General features: G+C 29.1%; 13 protein-coding genes. 2 read left to right on the forward strand and 11 right to left on the reverse strand.

What is annotated here, in order from left to right; translation table 11 throughout:
- Nucleotides 1-30 precede the first annotated feature (30 nt).
- A complete protein-coding gene (locus BQ7474_RS05475) occupies nucleotides 31-885 on the reverse strand; it encodes a sensor histidine kinase (RefSeq protein ID WP_073997967.1) in 855 nt (284 codons plus the stop codon).
- Nucleotides 886-1,536: a response regulator transcription factor gene (locus tag BQ7474_RS05480; protein ID WP_073997968.1), complete on the reverse strand. Its 651-nt coding sequence runs from the start codon at nucleotides 1,534-1,536 to the stop codon at nucleotides 886-888.
- A 164-nt stretch (nucleotides 1,537-1,700) separates the two neighbouring features.
- On the opposite strand from BQ7474_RS05480, the gene BQ7474_RS05485 reads away from it, so the two are divergent.
- A complete protein-coding gene (locus BQ7474_RS05485; protein ID WP_073997969.1) occupies nucleotides 1,701-2,870 on the forward strand; it encodes an IS256 family transposase in 1,170 nt (389 codons plus the stop codon).
- 355 nt (nucleotides 2,871-3,225) lie between these two features.
- Here the strand turns inward: BQ7474_RS05485 and BQ7474_RS05490 are convergent, their stop codons facing one another.
- On the reverse strand, nucleotides 3,226-3,414 hold the full coding sequence (locus BQ7474_RS05490) for a DUF4357 domain-containing protein (protein ID WP_073997970.1): 189 nt from the start codon (nucleotides 3,412-3,414) through the stop codon (nucleotides 3,226-3,228).
- Nucleotides 3,415-3,514: 100 nt separating this feature from the next.
- On the opposite strand from BQ7474_RS05490, the gene BQ7474_RS05495 reads away from it, so the two are divergent.
- Nucleotides 3,515-4,099 (forward strand): hypothetical protein, encoded by a 585-nt coding sequence (locus BQ7474_RS05495; protein ID WP_073997971.1) that lies wholly within the window; start codon nucleotides 3,515-3,517, stop codon nucleotides 4,097-4,099.
- A gap of 617 nt (nucleotides 4,100-4,716) precedes the next feature.
- On the opposite strand, the gene BQ7474_RS05500 is transcribed toward BQ7474_RS05495, so the two are convergent.
- The 8 genes from BQ7474_RS05500 to BQ7474_RS05535 all read right to left on the reverse strand — a co-directional run bounded on the left by BQ7474_RS05500 (nucleotide 4,717) and on the right by BQ7474_RS05535 (nucleotide 15,117).
- Complete coding sequence (locus BQ7474_RS05500; protein ID WP_073997972.1) at nucleotides 4,717-6,069, reverse strand: MATE family efflux transporter; 1,353 nt, start codon at nucleotides 6,067-6,069, stop codon at nucleotides 4,717-4,719.
- A 589-nt stretch (nucleotides 6,070-6,658) separates the two neighbouring features.
- A complete protein-coding gene (locus BQ7474_RS05505) occupies nucleotides 6,659-7,423 on the reverse strand; it encodes an MBL fold metallo-hydrolase (protein ID WP_073997973.1) in 765 nt (254 codons plus the stop codon).
- A gap of 734 nt (nucleotides 7,424-8,157) precedes the next feature.
- A complete protein-coding gene (locus tag BQ7474_RS05510; RefSeq protein ID WP_073997974.1) occupies nucleotides 8,158-8,415 on the reverse strand; it encodes a hypothetical protein in 258 nt (85 codons plus the stop codon).
- Between the two features lie 188 nt (nucleotides 8,416-8,603).
- Nucleotides 8,604-9,344 carry a hypothetical protein gene (locus tag BQ7474_RS05515; protein ID WP_073997975.1) on the reverse strand — a complete coding sequence of 247 codons (741 nt, stop codon included), beginning with the start codon at nucleotides 9,342-9,344 and terminating at the stop codon, nucleotides 8,604-8,606.
- A 783-nt stretch (nucleotides 9,345-10,127) separates the two neighbouring features.
- On the reverse strand, nucleotides 10,128-10,853 hold the full coding sequence (locus BQ7474_RS05520) for an ABC transporter ATP-binding protein (protein WP_073997976.1): 726 nt from the start codon (nucleotides 10,851-10,853) through the stop codon (nucleotides 10,128-10,130).
- Complete coding sequence (locus BQ7474_RS05525) at nucleotides 10,850-13,195, reverse strand: ABC transporter permease (protein ID WP_073997977.1); 2,346 nt, start codon at nucleotides 13,193-13,195, stop codon at nucleotides 10,850-10,852. Before BQ7474_RS05525 ends, BQ7474_RS05520 begins: the two co-directional genes overlap by 4 nt.
- Entirely contained in the window at nucleotides 13,185-14,486 is a 1,302-nt protein-coding gene (locus BQ7474_RS05530; RefSeq protein ID WP_073997978.1) for an MFS transporter, read from the reverse strand. The genes BQ7474_RS05525 and BQ7474_RS05530 overlap by 11 nt, the downstream gene beginning before the upstream one ends.
- 1 nt (nucleotide 14,487) lies before the next feature.
- Nucleotides 14,488-15,117 (reverse strand): TetR/AcrR family transcriptional regulator, encoded by a 630-nt coding sequence (locus BQ7474_RS05535; protein ID WP_073997979.1) that lies wholly within the window; start codon nucleotides 15,115-15,117, stop codon nucleotides 14,488-14,490.
- Nucleotides 15,118-15,130: the final 13 nt, after the last annotated feature.

Below are 15,130 nucleotides of genomic sequence, written 5' to 3' on the forward strand. Positions count from 1 at the left end.
TAAGGTAAGTATATAAAAGTAAAGTGATTTTTAGGTGACATTGTAAAATTTCATTTCAAATCTCGCTCCAGAATCTGTATTTGAGACAGAAATCTCCCCGTTATTTTTCTCGATAATTGTCTTTGCCATAGCAAGGCCTATGCCAAAACCATTTGAATCTGGTGTTTTATAAAAGCGTTTAAAGATTTTTTTGATATTTTCTTTTTCTATTCCTCCTCCATTATCTTCTATAATTAAGCTGGTATAGAGTGGATTTTTGTAAGATGAAATTGAAATTTTATCGCAAGATGGTCTATTATCAGCGTTCTTTAAGATATTGATTATAGCTTCTGCTAGCCAATAAAAATCTCCACAAATAAAATTATTTTTTAAACTTTCTTCTACATCTATGGTTTTCTTTAAGTCAAGGCTGTCCAGTGCATATGTAGTTAATTCTTCCAGACTAAATGTTTCTTTTTTCATCAAATCTTTGTTTGCATCAAGACTTGAAAGTTTTAACAAAATATCTGATAAAGAACTTAGCCTTAGAATTTGCCTTTTTAATATTTCTATATCACTATTAGCAGAGTAATCCCATTCCAAATTTTCTATAGAAAAAAGCATGGATGTGATTGGTGTTTTTATCTGATGTGCGATGTCTTCCAAGTATTCGATTTGTTTTTCGCTATTTTTAGTACTTCTTTCTTTAGCTTCCACTATTTCTATAAATAGCTTGTAAATTTTATCCTCCAAAATAGAAAAATCATCTTGTTTCATAGGAATCTTGTAATTTTGATTTTTCATATTGTCGATTAAATCTATAAGCTCATATATTCTTTTTTTCTTTCTTTTTTCTAGAATGTAATAAAGGAAAACTAGACTTCCTATCCAAAGTAAATAAATCATTTAATCCATCCTATAACCAATTCCTCTAACAGTAGTGATAATTTCTTTATCCAGTTTTTCTCTAATTCTTTTGATTGTTGACGTAAGAGTATTATCGTTTACAAACTTATCTCTATCCTCCCAAAACATTTCCAAAAGTTGACTTCTAGTATAGACTCTGTGCGGATTTTTGATAAACAAAAGTAGAATCTTATATTCAAGAGCTGTTAATTCCACGTCATCTCCCTTAAAATAAACTTTTGAATTATTTAAATCTATTTTTATATCCTTGTATGTAATAATTTTATCTTCATTTAGTGGAATAGTTCTTAAAACCGCATCAATTCTCGCCCTAAGAATAGCAAGGGAAAATGGCTTGGTTAGGTAATCATCTGCGCCTTGATCAAGAGATGCTATTATAAAATCTTCATCGTTTTTTACAGTAGTAACTATAACTCTGATATCTTTATCTTTTAACTTTCCAATCAAATACTGACCATCTTTGTCTGGTAGATTTATATCTAATAACGCACAATCGAAATTTATATCCATCTTATACAAGGCTTCATAATATGAAGACGCAAGATCAACTTCATATCCATTTTTTGATAAGTACTTTTTTATTTGTAGAGCAATTTCTTCATTGTCTTCTATAATTAATATATTTTTCATTTTTCCCTCTCAAAATTCTCTTATATCTTATTTTCAGTATACCATTAATAATATAATAAATTAATTATAAGATAGAGTCCGTATAATTGTGTAAAAAGAAAAGGTCATTTGAAACCTAAACTAGTACAATGTTTTCAACGACAAAAACCAACTAGGAGGAACAAATGACCCAATTACACTTTACAATTAATCAAGAAGAAATACAAAATTTAATTAATGAATCTGTAGATAATAAAATTGCTAAATCTATCTTAACAAAAGTTTTTAATGAACTTATGGAAAAAGAAAGAGACGAATACTTAGAAAATACAGCCTATCAAAGAGATCCTAGCAGAACTACTTATCGCAATGGATACTACGAACGTGACTATACAACAAAAATAGGAACATTAACTTTAAAAGTACCTAGAACAAGAGATGGTAAATTCTCGACAGAACTATTCGAAAGATATCAAAGAAATGAAAAAGCCCTACTTGCAACCATGCTAGAAATGTATATTCAAGGAGTATCAACAAGGAAAGTATCCAAGGTAATAGAAAACATGTGTGGTAAAACATATTCTAAATCCTTTGTATCATCCCTAACTAAAGAGTTAGACGAAGAAGTAAAACTATGGAGAAATAGTGACCTAAGTTCGATTAAATATCCTTATGTAATTGTAGATGTAGTATACATAAAAGTAAGAGAAAACAATCGAGTAGTATCAAAGGCCTGTCATATTGCAATAGGAATAAATGAAAAAGGAAATAGAGAAATAATAGGCTTAGACTTAAGCTCTAGCGAAAGTGAATACTCTTGGTCAAACTTCTTTGAATATTTAAAATCTAGAGGGCTATGCGGCCTTAAAATGGTCATATCAGACGCCCATAAAGGCCTAGTAAAAGCAATAAAAGAAACATTCGTAAATGTAATATGGCAAAGATGTCAGGTACATTTCTTAAGAAATATCCTATCAAAAGCACCAAAGAAAAACACTGAAGACTTTAGAACTGATATAAAAGCACTATTTAAAATCCAGGATATAAACATAGCAAGAAAAATGAAGGATGAGATCTTCTTAAAATACGAAAACGAAAAGAAATTTGAAAACTCATTAAACGCCTTAGATGAAGGATTTGAAGATACCTTTGCATACCTAGCTAATGATGTAATTCATAGTAGACTTAGATCAACAAATTGCTTAGAAAGATTAAACGAAGAAGTTAGAAGACGAGAAAAAGTAGTTAGAATATTCCCAAATGAAGAATCAGCTATACGATTAATAGGCGCAATCCTCATTGATATCAATGAGGATTGGATAACATCTTCTAAATTGTATATTAAAATGAAATAGTAATTATTGTGCTAGTAAATTTTACACAATATTATGGACTTGACTAATTATAATAATTGTAATATAATATAAGTAAAAAAGACCTACAATTGTGAGCTGAACCCATAAACTCGGAATAAACTTTAATAATATTTTAAGCGGAATGTAATTTGTATTCTACAGGTGACATTCCGTTTGAGACTGAGTAAAATTAAGACAAGCACCATTCCTATAGGAATGGTTAGACCGAAGACAAACCCCAGCATAAACTGGAGTTTGTCTTCGGTCTGAGACGATATTGCTATTGCATATCGTCTAAATTCTAATTTTAATACTATTTCATTTCATTTTCTTCTAGGTCCTTTATTCTTATACCTTATTCGTTTTTCCAACTTGTTCTTCCATTGGCGTTTGTCACTAAAACAAAAGCAGCTACATAGGATGGACTATTAAATAAATAGTTTTTATTCAACTTTCCATCTACAATTTCATTTTTATCTATACATTGCTCCCTCAATTCTTTTATCGATTTTAGGATGGCAAGAGAATCTATAGTTTCTATCATGCTATCTTTTAATACAACAAAACCCTCATCTGTTCTTTTTTAAAGACCCTTTTTTAAAAATTTGTGTTATTATATTATTAACAATATAAAGGAAGATGTAATGAAAAAGTTTTTGCTAATATGCGCCTTGGTCTTTGCCATTACAGGCTGTAATAACAAAGCAGGTCAAGCTGAAGGTGTAAAAATAAGCCAGCAAAAGACAGATGCAGATACGATAGAGTATTTTGGAGAAGATACGAATTTAGACCTTGCATATAATACTTACTCTCTAGAAGGACTTGACACAAGCAAGTTACAAATGAAATTATTTTCTATAAAAGACGGAGAAGTATTTGAGATTGCAGGTAGACCTGTAAATGCAACAAAGTCTAGTGCTTTAATAGGTCTGGGGTTTAATGAACATTCATATACACTCTCTAGGATAGATGACGGAGAAGTCGATAAAACATCAAGTTTTACGGCAGATTATAATATAGACAAAGACCAATTTAACAAAACCTATTGGCTAGATCAAGCTGATATTAAAGATAAAGAATCATGTATTCTCTTTGTAGGTATGTCTAAGGACGATAAGAAGGTCGATATAAAAAATATCACAGAAGATGACCTAAAAAAAATGAGTGAAGAAGATAAAGACTTAAAAATCCTAGCCTTTAAGCTTATCCTAGATAAAAAAGAAGAATGATTTTAAACCTTATTATTTCCTTATGAATTGGATGTTTAAGGAAAAAATAGCCTGTACCATAAATTGGCACAGGCTATTTTTTTATATTAAACTAATTGATTCACTCTCCATATAAATATCTAGTCTATCTACACACCCCTACGATTTTTACTATTAATATGTTCCCACAAGGTGTTTTTCTAATTGAAAAATAGCTTTTAAGATTTCTTTCAAAACCTTAAAAGCCATTGATTCCAACAATCTTATGACCTCTCATTGTATTTCCTTGACATCAATACTACACACTCACAACGGATTCAGTGGTCAGTATGGATAAATTTATTTTTTTTAAAGCCTCGTATGTGGGAATATGTCTACTAATCGATTAATTATAAACCACTCTAGATATTTTTATAGTTTCCATGCATACAAACTTTATTTCTGCAAGACCTTGAATTAATAGAACTTTCTGTTATATTATAAATAAGGAACAAGCCCTTGCCAAACATGATGGGGCTAATTTTTCGCAATCAAAAAACCCGACTTACTCTATTTTAAGAGTAGTGTCGGGTTCTGTTAATCTAATTATATATACTTTGAAGGCTTGTCAATTTTGTATTTCAACCTCAAGTCCAGATTTAAATACTACTTTTAATTTCCGAATTCAAACTTTTATGAATACTAATAGCAAAAGGAATTGTTATTATAGTTGTTATCAAATCTGAAACTGTTTGTGCATATATAACACCATTTAGTCCCATAAATTTAGGCAACAATAAAATGATAGGGATAAAAATTATTCCCTGTCTTAATGAATTTAGAAATACTCCCCCTAACGCCTTTCCCATAGACAAATATAAGGTAGAGTAGGTAAACTGAAATCCAAATGTTATAAACATAATGACACCTGCTCTTAATGCCGGCACTGCTATATTTAATACATTTTCATCAGTTCCAAATATAGATAATATGCTTGGTGCAAGCACATATATTATTAGCGTCCAAACTATGCAAAATACACTTGTCCATTTAATACTTGCCTTGATAGCCTCTCTTACTCTTTCATAATTCTTAGCTCCATAATTAAATCCGGCTAATGGTTGTAGTCCTTTCATATATCCGATTACAACATTTGTTCCTAATGTTACAATCCTAAGAACAATCCCCATTGCAGCTATTGCTTCTTCTCCATAAAAGGACGCTGCATAAGATATTTTGCTTATAGATATAGTTTGTAAAATTTGAAGTATTAACATGGAAATTCCTATCTTCAATACCTCTTTATAAATTGCAAGTGTAGGTTTAAAGTTAGGTAATTTTATCTCAATTAAGTTTTTATCTCCTATAAAATAAATGAGATACATTAGACTGGTTATCACTCTGGCTATTAGTGTCGCAATAGCTGCACCTCTAACTCCTAAATTAAATCCAAATATGAATATCGGATCCAAAACCATATTTGATATAGAGCCTAAAAGCATAGCTTTTAATGAAATTTTGGCAGCTCCTTGTGCAACGACCAAGTTACCGAGTGTTACATTGATTGCTCCCAAAATACCACCTACTATAAATATTCCTGTATAAGACTTAGAAATTTCCATAATAGATGGAATGGCTCCCATAAATTTCAAAACGCCCTCTAAATAGCAAAACAATGCAATAGCTGTAATTATCCCTAAAATCGCACTTGATATAAGAGCAACTGTTGCTATAATACTAGCTTCTTTTTTATTGTTTTCTCCAAGTAGCCTTGATATATAAGAACCTGCTCCTGCACCGAATGTTAATCCTATTCCTAAAAAGATAAGTTGAATTGGAAACGCAACTGAAACGGCAGCTACTGCCTCTTTCCCAAGACTGGACACAAAATAGGTGTCCACAACATTATATAAAGCAGCTACCAATAAACTGATAACCATAGGAATACCTAGCTTAAAAAGTGCTTTATCAATATTTTCTTCCTTTAAAATTTTTATTCTATTTTCATTCATTTAATCATCATCCTTTTCTCAATTTATAACTTCCAGTATTTATGCAACAAAAAAAGGCATAAATACAAAATAGTATCTGCCTTTTGCTTAATAATTTATAAAACAAAAGGCTACAGACAAAACATTGCCTATAGCCCTTTACATTTTAATTACATATCGAGAAATGTGTACAAAAACGAAGCCAACTAAATGACCTAATTCTTGTATTTCCCGATGAAATCTTAAATGCAATCTATTTGCTATACTCTGTACAATGTTTCATCGGTTTCATTTGTACAGAGTTAAGTTTGTTCTTAAGATGATTCTTAAAATGATTATTCACTACGCTTCCCCTTCAAATTTATATATTTTTATTTTACCATATAAATCAAAATTTATCAAACTCAGCTTGTCCTGCTACTTTGCTCGCTAATTGCAAGTCTAAATGAAACATTCTCGCTACAATATTTTTCTCCTCGTATATTATAGTTGTAGTAATAAATACTACATTTTGTTCTAAATCCCACTTTCTTATGGGATAATAATTGTATAGATAGAGGTCGTAGTTAACCTCCTTGTATGTGGGAATATATCTAATATAATTTAAAGATCAAATCCAAATTTGATAGTTACCAAAATCTAAGATTCCCTTCCCGTGTTTCAAATCTCCTCTTGATTCTAATAATCTAAAACCAGCCTCTATCTCATCAATTAATGAGCTTGTAATATTTAAATTATGATGACCAGGCAAAACTCTTTTAATATCATATTTTTGTATCTTTTTTATTGATTTAAAAAATAATATAGGATTAGTTGTAGGATAATAAGCGTATAGACAGCCTTTATAAATTAAATCTCCAGAATATAAGTATTTTCTTTCATGTTCATAAAAACAACAATGACCAGGAGAATGTCCTGGTGTATGTATAACCTCAATAGTTCTCCCGCCTAAATCAAATGTATAACCATCTTGAAAAACTATTTGTGGATTTACTTGGAAAATTTTATAGTCTTTAATATTAAAATCACAAGGAAAATTATGTGCTTTCTTTGTTAATTGCTTTTTTACAACTTCTAATGGAAGAGGAAATTTTTTTGAAAGCCATTCCTTTTCTTCTTTGTGAACACCAATACAATCAAAATATCTATGGCCACCAATGTGATCCCAATGAACATGTGTAGTAAAAACTGTAATTGATAAAGCTGTTAATTCTTCTACAACTTCTTTAATATTAGAAACACCGAGTCCTGTGTCTATTAAGAGTGCTTTATTTTCTCCACATAATAAGTAACTATGAGTTTCTTCCCAGTGTTTGTATTCACTTAATACAAATGTTTGAGAATCTATTTTTTCTATTGTAAACCAAGTGTCCATAACTGCTCCTTATTAACTCTTATCCACATTATCTAATTTTAAATTACATTGTACAGCCTTATCGGATATTATCCCATCATCTGAGATTAATTCATCTAAAGCAGTAGACCACATTCCTTTTAATATATTTTATTATCTAATCTATAATAATCTAACATCTCAAAGATTCCTTTCTATACTTTAATAAATTAATTGAAATGTAAATATATTGAGTTATATTTATAATTTAAATTTATTTTCTGATATATCTATAAAAAGAGTATAACTGTCTAAACCAACAGTTTCTTAACTCTCACTTCAATTATAGTGAACTTAATGTAAAATCTTGATGTGAGACTCTTCTCTACCTAATTGCTGCTACATTTTCCTTGATAAATAGGGTATGGATTATTTCACTTTGCTTAAAAGTACAGTAAAGATAACTTTTGATAGTTTAAAAAAATATAGTAGCTGGGAATAAATATGTAGCTATACTTCTATTCTTTATTATATCATTTTTAAGCAATAAATTGACGCTTAGATTTGTAAGTATCATAAGAGAAATTTCTATATCAAAATTCCTAAATCTAGCACATAGGCATAAAAAGTAGACATATCGTTACAATATTTCGGCTCATTTTGATATCATATGATCCCGATATATTTAATAGATTATCAAAATGTTAAAAAGGTAAGATAGACTAAAAACAGTATTTCTTACCTTTATTTTTCAATATTTTATAATATTCTGAAATTTAGAAAAATGTAAACACTATAACCATACCCAAAATAATTGAAATTACTGTCACCATTAAAGCTACAATAAAAAATATAGGTTTTGAAAAATTATATTTGCTAGTTAAAAGAGATAAAATAAGTCCGCCTATTGGTGCATATACTATGCCAAAGAAAGCAAGCACTAACATCAAGTCATCATAGAACTTAGTTAAAATAAATAATATTATAAGTGATATGATATATACTAAAAACGAGTACTTAATAAATTTTATCATTTTTATTTCCTTGATATTTAAAATTATTTACCAATAAAATCCATCATAATTCTAAGTAGATATTAATATTAAAAAATATATACCCAAATCCATAAATATAACTACCCTAAAGCATTCGTACGAAATATATAAGTTTCAGTTCATAGGAACATTTTTCTTATTAAGCTCAACAAACTGAGAATTATAAATCACAAAATCTTTGACATTAAATGCAACTTACAATAATCATCTTCAAACACAATTAGTTCATCTTTATAATTATTTTTAAGAAAAAATTCTAAATTTCCATTTGGAAAAATCCCAATTTCATCTGAAATTACAAGTACTCTTTTATACTTATTTTTTAAATAATCTTCTAAAGCCATTAATGGTGCAGACTTATAATCATAATCTTTATTTGATAAATAAATACATGTTATAAATGCAGTTTCCTCACTTCTTGGGATGTCGTATGGTACCACATTAGACGGAACAAACTCAACTCCACCTAATAACTGATTACCTGAAACATTAATGAACCCATAGACATCTTCATTCATTGAATTATACATTTTAATCTTACTACCACACCCCAAACAGTTGATCCTAGATGTGCATTGAGATGCAATATTATAATTTTCTTCAGTAATTGGCTTAATTGTTTTAGCTACACTTTCAGTACCTAGCTCTCGAATATACGGCTTTTCTACTGGAATTATTCCTGAAACAACCTGGTCCATGAATTTCTTCTTAATTGGCCCATAATATCTATTAATATCATTAATAATAGTTAAGAATGGAAAATATATTTTTTTATTTTTACAAGCTGATAAATCATTAGATATTTCATAAGTATTTATATTGACTTTACTTTTATATCTATGAATCAAATCTAATATTTCTGCACTAATCGGGCACATATTCCCCCAATAATAGAAATCTATTTTCATTTGGGCACCTCCACAAGTTTCTAAATTATACTAATTTAATAAATAACATTTTATAAGCCAAAGATAGTTGATATATAACAAATTTATTATTTCACAATATTGTATCTTATCATCAACACCACACTCTCGACAATATCTATTTTGTCCAAACTAAAGTCAATGTCATAATTTATAAGCGGAAGCTTGTAAAAACCCGATTTTATCCAAGTGTCTTTTTCTGTTTTTTCGTCATAGATTTGAATTTCTTCTATCAATTCATTAAGTGATCTCTTCTTGTCAATATCTGAAAGGACTGTATGAAGACTACTAAAATTAACAAGAATTTTATCAATATTATCAGAGCTTATTTTTTCTTAAAGGATTGTCTCTTACCCTTTTCTGCTACCGTTTAACTGCATTTCTGAATATTCTAAATGGTAATATATAGGATCAAGTATAAGATTTAAATCAGTATATTTTCTATCATATTGCATATCTTCAAAATTTAAAGAATCTATTTGAGTAATTATTGTTTCTACTTCTTTAATAAAATAATTCAGCTCTAATTTGTTTATTAAAAATACATTCCATCTGTGTTAAATTATATTTATCACAAAAAGAGCTAGTTATCATCTCAAATTATTTTGTCAACAAAAAAATATTTTATGTTCTATTGGAATTTTTTTAAGTATATTATGCACATATCTCTATCCGGTAATTCCTTCGTTGTAATCACTATTAATATATCGATGTTTTTAATTTATACTGCACTCACTAAAATATTCAGTTTTTAGATTCTTAAGATCAAACCTCTAATTTCTCCATAATACTAGATATATTTTTTATATTTTCTGATATATTATCAGTGTTTTTAGTATCACTCATGATTTTCCCATCTTTTAAAAAGATTACCCTATTTGCATATGCTGCAGCATTCATATCGTGAGTTACCATGATAATCATAGTATTGTCTTCATTTATATTCTTAAATATCTCCATTACACTCTTACTCATCTTTGAGTTTAATGCTCCTGTAGGCTCATCTGCAAATAATATCTTAGGACTGTTAATTAAAGCTCTAGCTATTGCTACTCTTTGATACTGGCCACCAGATAGATTACTCGGATTACTATATTTTATGTCCTCTATGCCGAGATCACTTAATAATCTATCAGCTTTCATTTCTATATCTTTTTTTGATTCTCTCTTTAGTTTTAATGCTGGATACATAATGTTGTCTAATACACAAAAGTTTTTTAATAGGTATGGTTTCTGAAAAACAAAGCCCATCTTAGATAGTCTGATATCTTCTAGATCCTCATCTTTTAGATCATTTAAGTCTCTAGAATCAAATATAATACTACCGCTATCTACTTTATCCATTCCGCTTATAGAATATAAAAGCGTAGATTTACCAGATCCAGAACTACCCATAATAGCTACAAACTCAGAATCCTCAACACTAAAACTTATATTATCTAATACCAGGTTATCAGCAAATTTTTTATATATATTTTTTATATCTATCATATGTTTTCACCTCTTATGTTGAGATTTTTTATGTTTCTAGCTCCTAAATATGTTGATATTATAAGAATAATAAACAATATAAGCACATATCTGAAATCAGCCAAAGTTACTTCTACATTTATCTTTGAAATTCCTAAATTTAAAATCGTAAATATTATACTTATGACAGAAGATATGGTAAGCAGAAGAACTAAAATAGCTATAACAAATCCCTTTAATCCAGAGAAAACACTAGCTAATATCTCCTCTTTTATTATCTCTTTGGTTTTTATGCCCATATGCTTTTTTGATAAAAAGTAATCGCTATATTTTATAACTCTAAGTTTTTCAAATAATATCACCACTATAAAAACAATCGAAAGTGCGATAATTGATACAATCAGAGATATATTTTTTAGTTCTCTAGCCACAGGGCCAAAAACCTGTTTAACCATCTCATCACTTTTATATATCTTGTAATTATCATATAGTAAATCTAAGTTTTTAAGACTACTTTTTAAATCTTCACTTATTTTCTCATAGTCACCATCTATATAAAATATAGATTTTTGAAAATCATAACCATTGAATCTATAACCAGTTTTAGCAGTCTTGCCACCACTAGTGATATCTTGATAGATCCCCACAATCTTTAGTCTTATATCTTTATCTGCTACATTTATATATATATCATCGCCTATACCTAGACCAAGTTCATCAGCTATCATATAAGATATTGCTATCTCTTTTTTGCCATTATATACATGTCTACCTTCTATATATTCTATGTTATGGGCTATATTATTTCCTATTTCTATCTGAGCAGATATGCTGTCAAGTTTATCATTCGTGATTTTTTGACGATATATATCACTAGTTTTATAATTTATATAATCACTATATTCATCTAGAATTTTTGATATCTGATGGATATTATCTTTACGACCTGACGTTTCATATATCTCTACGAAGGCTTCATTTTTCTCTATTCCCATATATGATAAAAACTCATCCCCATCGAATATATTGCTCATACTTGTCGGAAAAATCATAGCTATTGAGCTAGCAAATACGAGTAGAATTATAATCCCATATCCACTTTTTGAATTGTGAATAGGGATTGCTATATCTATAGGCATGTTAGGTAGTCTTTTTATTTTTTTATCACTACTTTTACTAAAACCTTTATTTTTTACCATGATGTCAACAACAGATAATTTTCTTATCTTTTTTAGTATAGCTTTGACAAATGTTGTTATTATTAAATACATTATTAAAGCTATAAGAATTGATATCATGTATCCTAGAAGTCCTATATCGATTCGTCCAAATATCCTCTCAATTCTACCAGTCATAAATTGTGTGAAAATATTAGATATTATATATCCAAATACAACGCCAACAAATGAGAGCAGCCTAAACTTATTTAGATATAGATTTCGAATATCCCTATATGATATTCCCATAGCCTTCATATTACCTATTACAAGCCTGTCTTCCTCTATCTCCATCATAATCACATATCTAAGCGAGACTAATGATATGATCATAAATATAATACCGGCTATTAAAAACATCAGAGAATTTAAGATATCTGTGATTGCACTTATAGTCACTATAAGATTATAAGTTACTGCTTGACCATTTTTAGGAAGTCCAGATTCTTCATAGCTGACTTGGTATCTATTTGCATAGTCAGGATCTTTAAAAATCGATTCTATCATATACTCAGTATCTTTAGAGTTTTTTAAAATATCATTATAATCGCTATCAGATAATAAAAATCTCACAGACCCCGCCATACTCGTATTCATCTGAGCATCATACATAATATTAGATACTTTATATTCTCTATATCCATCATCTGTTTTATATCTTAATGTATCTCCAACCTCTATGTCATAATCTTCTAGAAGTATCCTAGGAACAGCTATCTCTCCATCTTTTAGCTCTAGTATACTTTTATCCTTATCTAATAAATAATCAAACTTTTCACTTTGCTTAACTATAGATATATCTAATTTAAAATTTTCAAGGCTTGTATTACCTATGCTTTTATCTTTCTTAATTACATTAAAATCACTTCCATAGGCATTTATTAAAGTTATAACTTGAGAATCTTCTACATAATCTATATTCCTATTAAATTCTTCTATCTCATTTATATTTATATCACCCTTGTGAAGCTGTAAAAAATGTGGAGGCCTAGCTACTTCATATAGCGAAAAAATAGAGCTAAATAAAGAAAAACAAGTCAAAAACACAGATATAATAACCGATACTGAAAGCGATATAAACAATGTTATTATGATATTATTTTTAAAATTCTTTTTTAGATCATTTTTTAAAAATCTATATTCCATCTTTTTCCTCCATTTGATTTATATTTTTGTTTTTCAATGTAAAGGCAAAAACAATAGAAAATAGAATACCAACTATTATTAAAAGTAGGCCTATGCCTCTGCCTGGTCCTAGGCCTAAAACTTTTAAAAAAGTGTTCGATAATGTACCGTCCTCTCTCATCATAGGTTCAAAAACATTATCCACTAGAGGTCCTGATATTAGAAAGGCAGCTACAATTCCTATCTGAGTTAGAAATCCAATAATACCCCAGGCCCTACCTTGAAGGCTGTTAGGGATAGAGTTTCTTACGAGCGCATCAGCACTTGCATTGATAAATGGAAGAGTAATAAAAAACACAAAGATAAATATAACAATAAATATTAGTGAACTAGATAATCCAGCTAAAGATATAAAAATACCAGAAATTATCCCTGCTATTCCAAGAGATCTAGCATAGCTTAGCTTTATACCTCTTATTCCAATAAAACCACTTCCTACTAAAATCCCAATAGCACATATAGATTCAGCTATCCCAAGCATCTTCTCATTAGCAATATTTAATATCATCGGTCTTACTAGGACCTGAATAAAAGCCATCAAAAAACAAGCTAAAAACATAAGAAAAACCAGATTACTAACACCTTTATTGCCCCTTATTATTTGAAGACCATCTCTTAACTCTTTTATTATATTCTTTTCAGTTGTGGTTTTGTCTATTTCTTCTTCTATTATGTTTTCATCATTCTTTAAAGAGTTTCTGATTATTGCAAGTATAATAATTGTAAATAATACTGTGGATATATCTATAATTAAAATTAGATTTATGTTCGATTTAGCTAGGATGATACCAGCTAAAGCAGGCGATATCAATAATTTAGAACTAGCCGCCAGTTGCAATAGCCCACTAGCCTTATCATAGTTATCAGATGAGATTAGCTCTGTTACAGTCGATTTATATGCAGGTTCTAATATACCTAAAAATATTGAGCTGACCCCGATAGCTATAAATATGGGAACTATTGTATCAGACATATTAACACTGGTTTTAATAATATATAATATATAAAGTAGACATAATCCAGATAATACATCACCCATAATCATTAAAACCCTTCTATCATGTCTATCTGCTAATATACCACCTATAGGGTTTATCAATATAGCCGGCAAAAATGATATAAGACTTAACAAAGCAATATCAGATACTTTACCAGTGAAATTATATATATATAGCGATAGGGCAAAAGCTGTCATGCCGCTTCCTATATTTGATATCATTTCACCTATCCATAAAAGCATAAATTTTTTCATTCTAAGCCTCTCTAATCATAAAACTATAAATCGTATCAACATCTATGCCTAACATATTAGCTAAAAGCTCTATAAGTGCCCTAAATATAGATTCTTTTTCATCATTACTAAAATCAATAACACCATCATCTAATAGATTAATAGCAGAGCATAAAAATATGTACATACTTTCTTTTGGGTATTTACAAGAAAAAACATTAGATCTGTTACCCTCTTCTATGATTTTTTCAAAATATGGTGTAATATCTTTTAAAATGCTATTTAGGATCTTTTGATGTAGCAAAGCATTTTCAGGCTTATGCATATGATCTGTTATCATGTTATGATTTTCTACCTTAAGAGCTGATATAGCCATAAATAATTTTTCATCTGCTGATCTATCTAATGATGCAATCTCGCTAATGTTTTTTACAATCTCTGTGTTGACTTCATTAATCACCTGATCTAGTAGTTCTTCTTTTGATTTGAAATAGTGATAGAAAGTCCCCTTAGCTATACCAAGTCTTTTTATAAGATCATTAATGCTAGTATCTTCATATCCAATAGAAATAAACATTGACCTAGCCATATCTAATATCTCAGACCTTCTGTCTAAATATTCCATTCTTTCGCGTATTTTATTATTATCCATAAAACCATCCTCA

It is taken from the genome of Anaerococcus urinomassiliensis, assembly GCF_900128425.1.
GTDB lineage: Bacteria > Bacillota > Clostridia > Tissierellales > Peptoniphilaceae > Anaerococcus > Anaerococcus urinomassiliensis.

What these genes read in the sequence shown, in the direction of transcription:
- BQ7474_RS05495 (WP_073997971.1), top strand. Translation starts at nt 3,515, where the DNA reads ATGAAAAAGTTTTTGCTAATATGCGCCTTGGTCTTTGCCATTACAGGC.
- BQ7474_RS05530 (WP_073997978.1), bottom strand. Translation starts at nt 14,486, where the DNA reads ATGAAAAAATTTATGCTTTTATGGATAGGTGAAATGATATCAAATATA.
- BQ7474_RS05520 (WP_073997976.1), bottom strand. Translation starts at nt 10,853, where the DNA reads ATGATAGATATAAAAAATATATATAAAAAATTTGCTGATAACCTGGTA.
- BQ7474_RS05490 (WP_073997970.1), bottom strand. Translation starts at nt 3,414, where the DNA reads ATGATAGAAACTATAGATTCTCTTGCCATCCTAAAATCGATAAAAGAA.
- BQ7474_RS05505 (WP_073997973.1), bottom strand. Translation starts at nt 7,423, where the DNA reads ATGGACACTTGGTTTACAATAGAAAAAATAGATTCTCAAACATTTGTA.
- BQ7474_RS05525 (WP_073997977.1), bottom strand. Translation starts at nt 13,195, where the DNA reads ATGGAATATAGATTTTTAAAAAATGATCTAAAAAAGAATTTTAAAAAT.
- BQ7474_RS05515 (WP_073997975.1), bottom strand. Translation starts at nt 9,344, where the DNA reads ATGAAAATAGATTTCTATTATTGGGGGAATATGTGCCCGATTAGTGCA.
- BQ7474_RS05510 (WP_073997974.1), bottom strand. Translation starts at nt 8,415, where the DNA reads ATGATAAAATTTATTAAGTACTCGTTTTTAGTATATATCATATCACTT.
- BQ7474_RS05475 (WP_073997967.1), bottom strand. Translation starts at nt 885, where the DNA reads ATGATTTATTTACTTTGGATAGGAAGTCTAGTTTTCCTTTATTACATT.
- BQ7474_RS05485 (WP_073997969.1), top strand. Translation starts at nt 1,701, where the DNA reads ATGACCCAATTACACTTTACAATTAATCAAGAAGAAATACAAAATTTA.
- BQ7474_RS05535 (WP_073997979.1), bottom strand. Translation starts at nt 15,117, where the DNA reads ATGGATAATAATAAAATACGCGAAAGAATGGAATATTTAGACAGAAGG.
- BQ7474_RS05480 (WP_073997968.1), bottom strand. Translation starts at nt 1,536, where the DNA reads ATGAAAAATATATTAATTATAGAAGACAATGAAGAAATTGCTCTACAA.
- BQ7474_RS05500 (WP_073997972.1), bottom strand. Translation starts at nt 6,069, where the DNA reads ATGAATGAAAATAGAATAAAAATTTTAAAGGAAGAAAATATTGATAAA.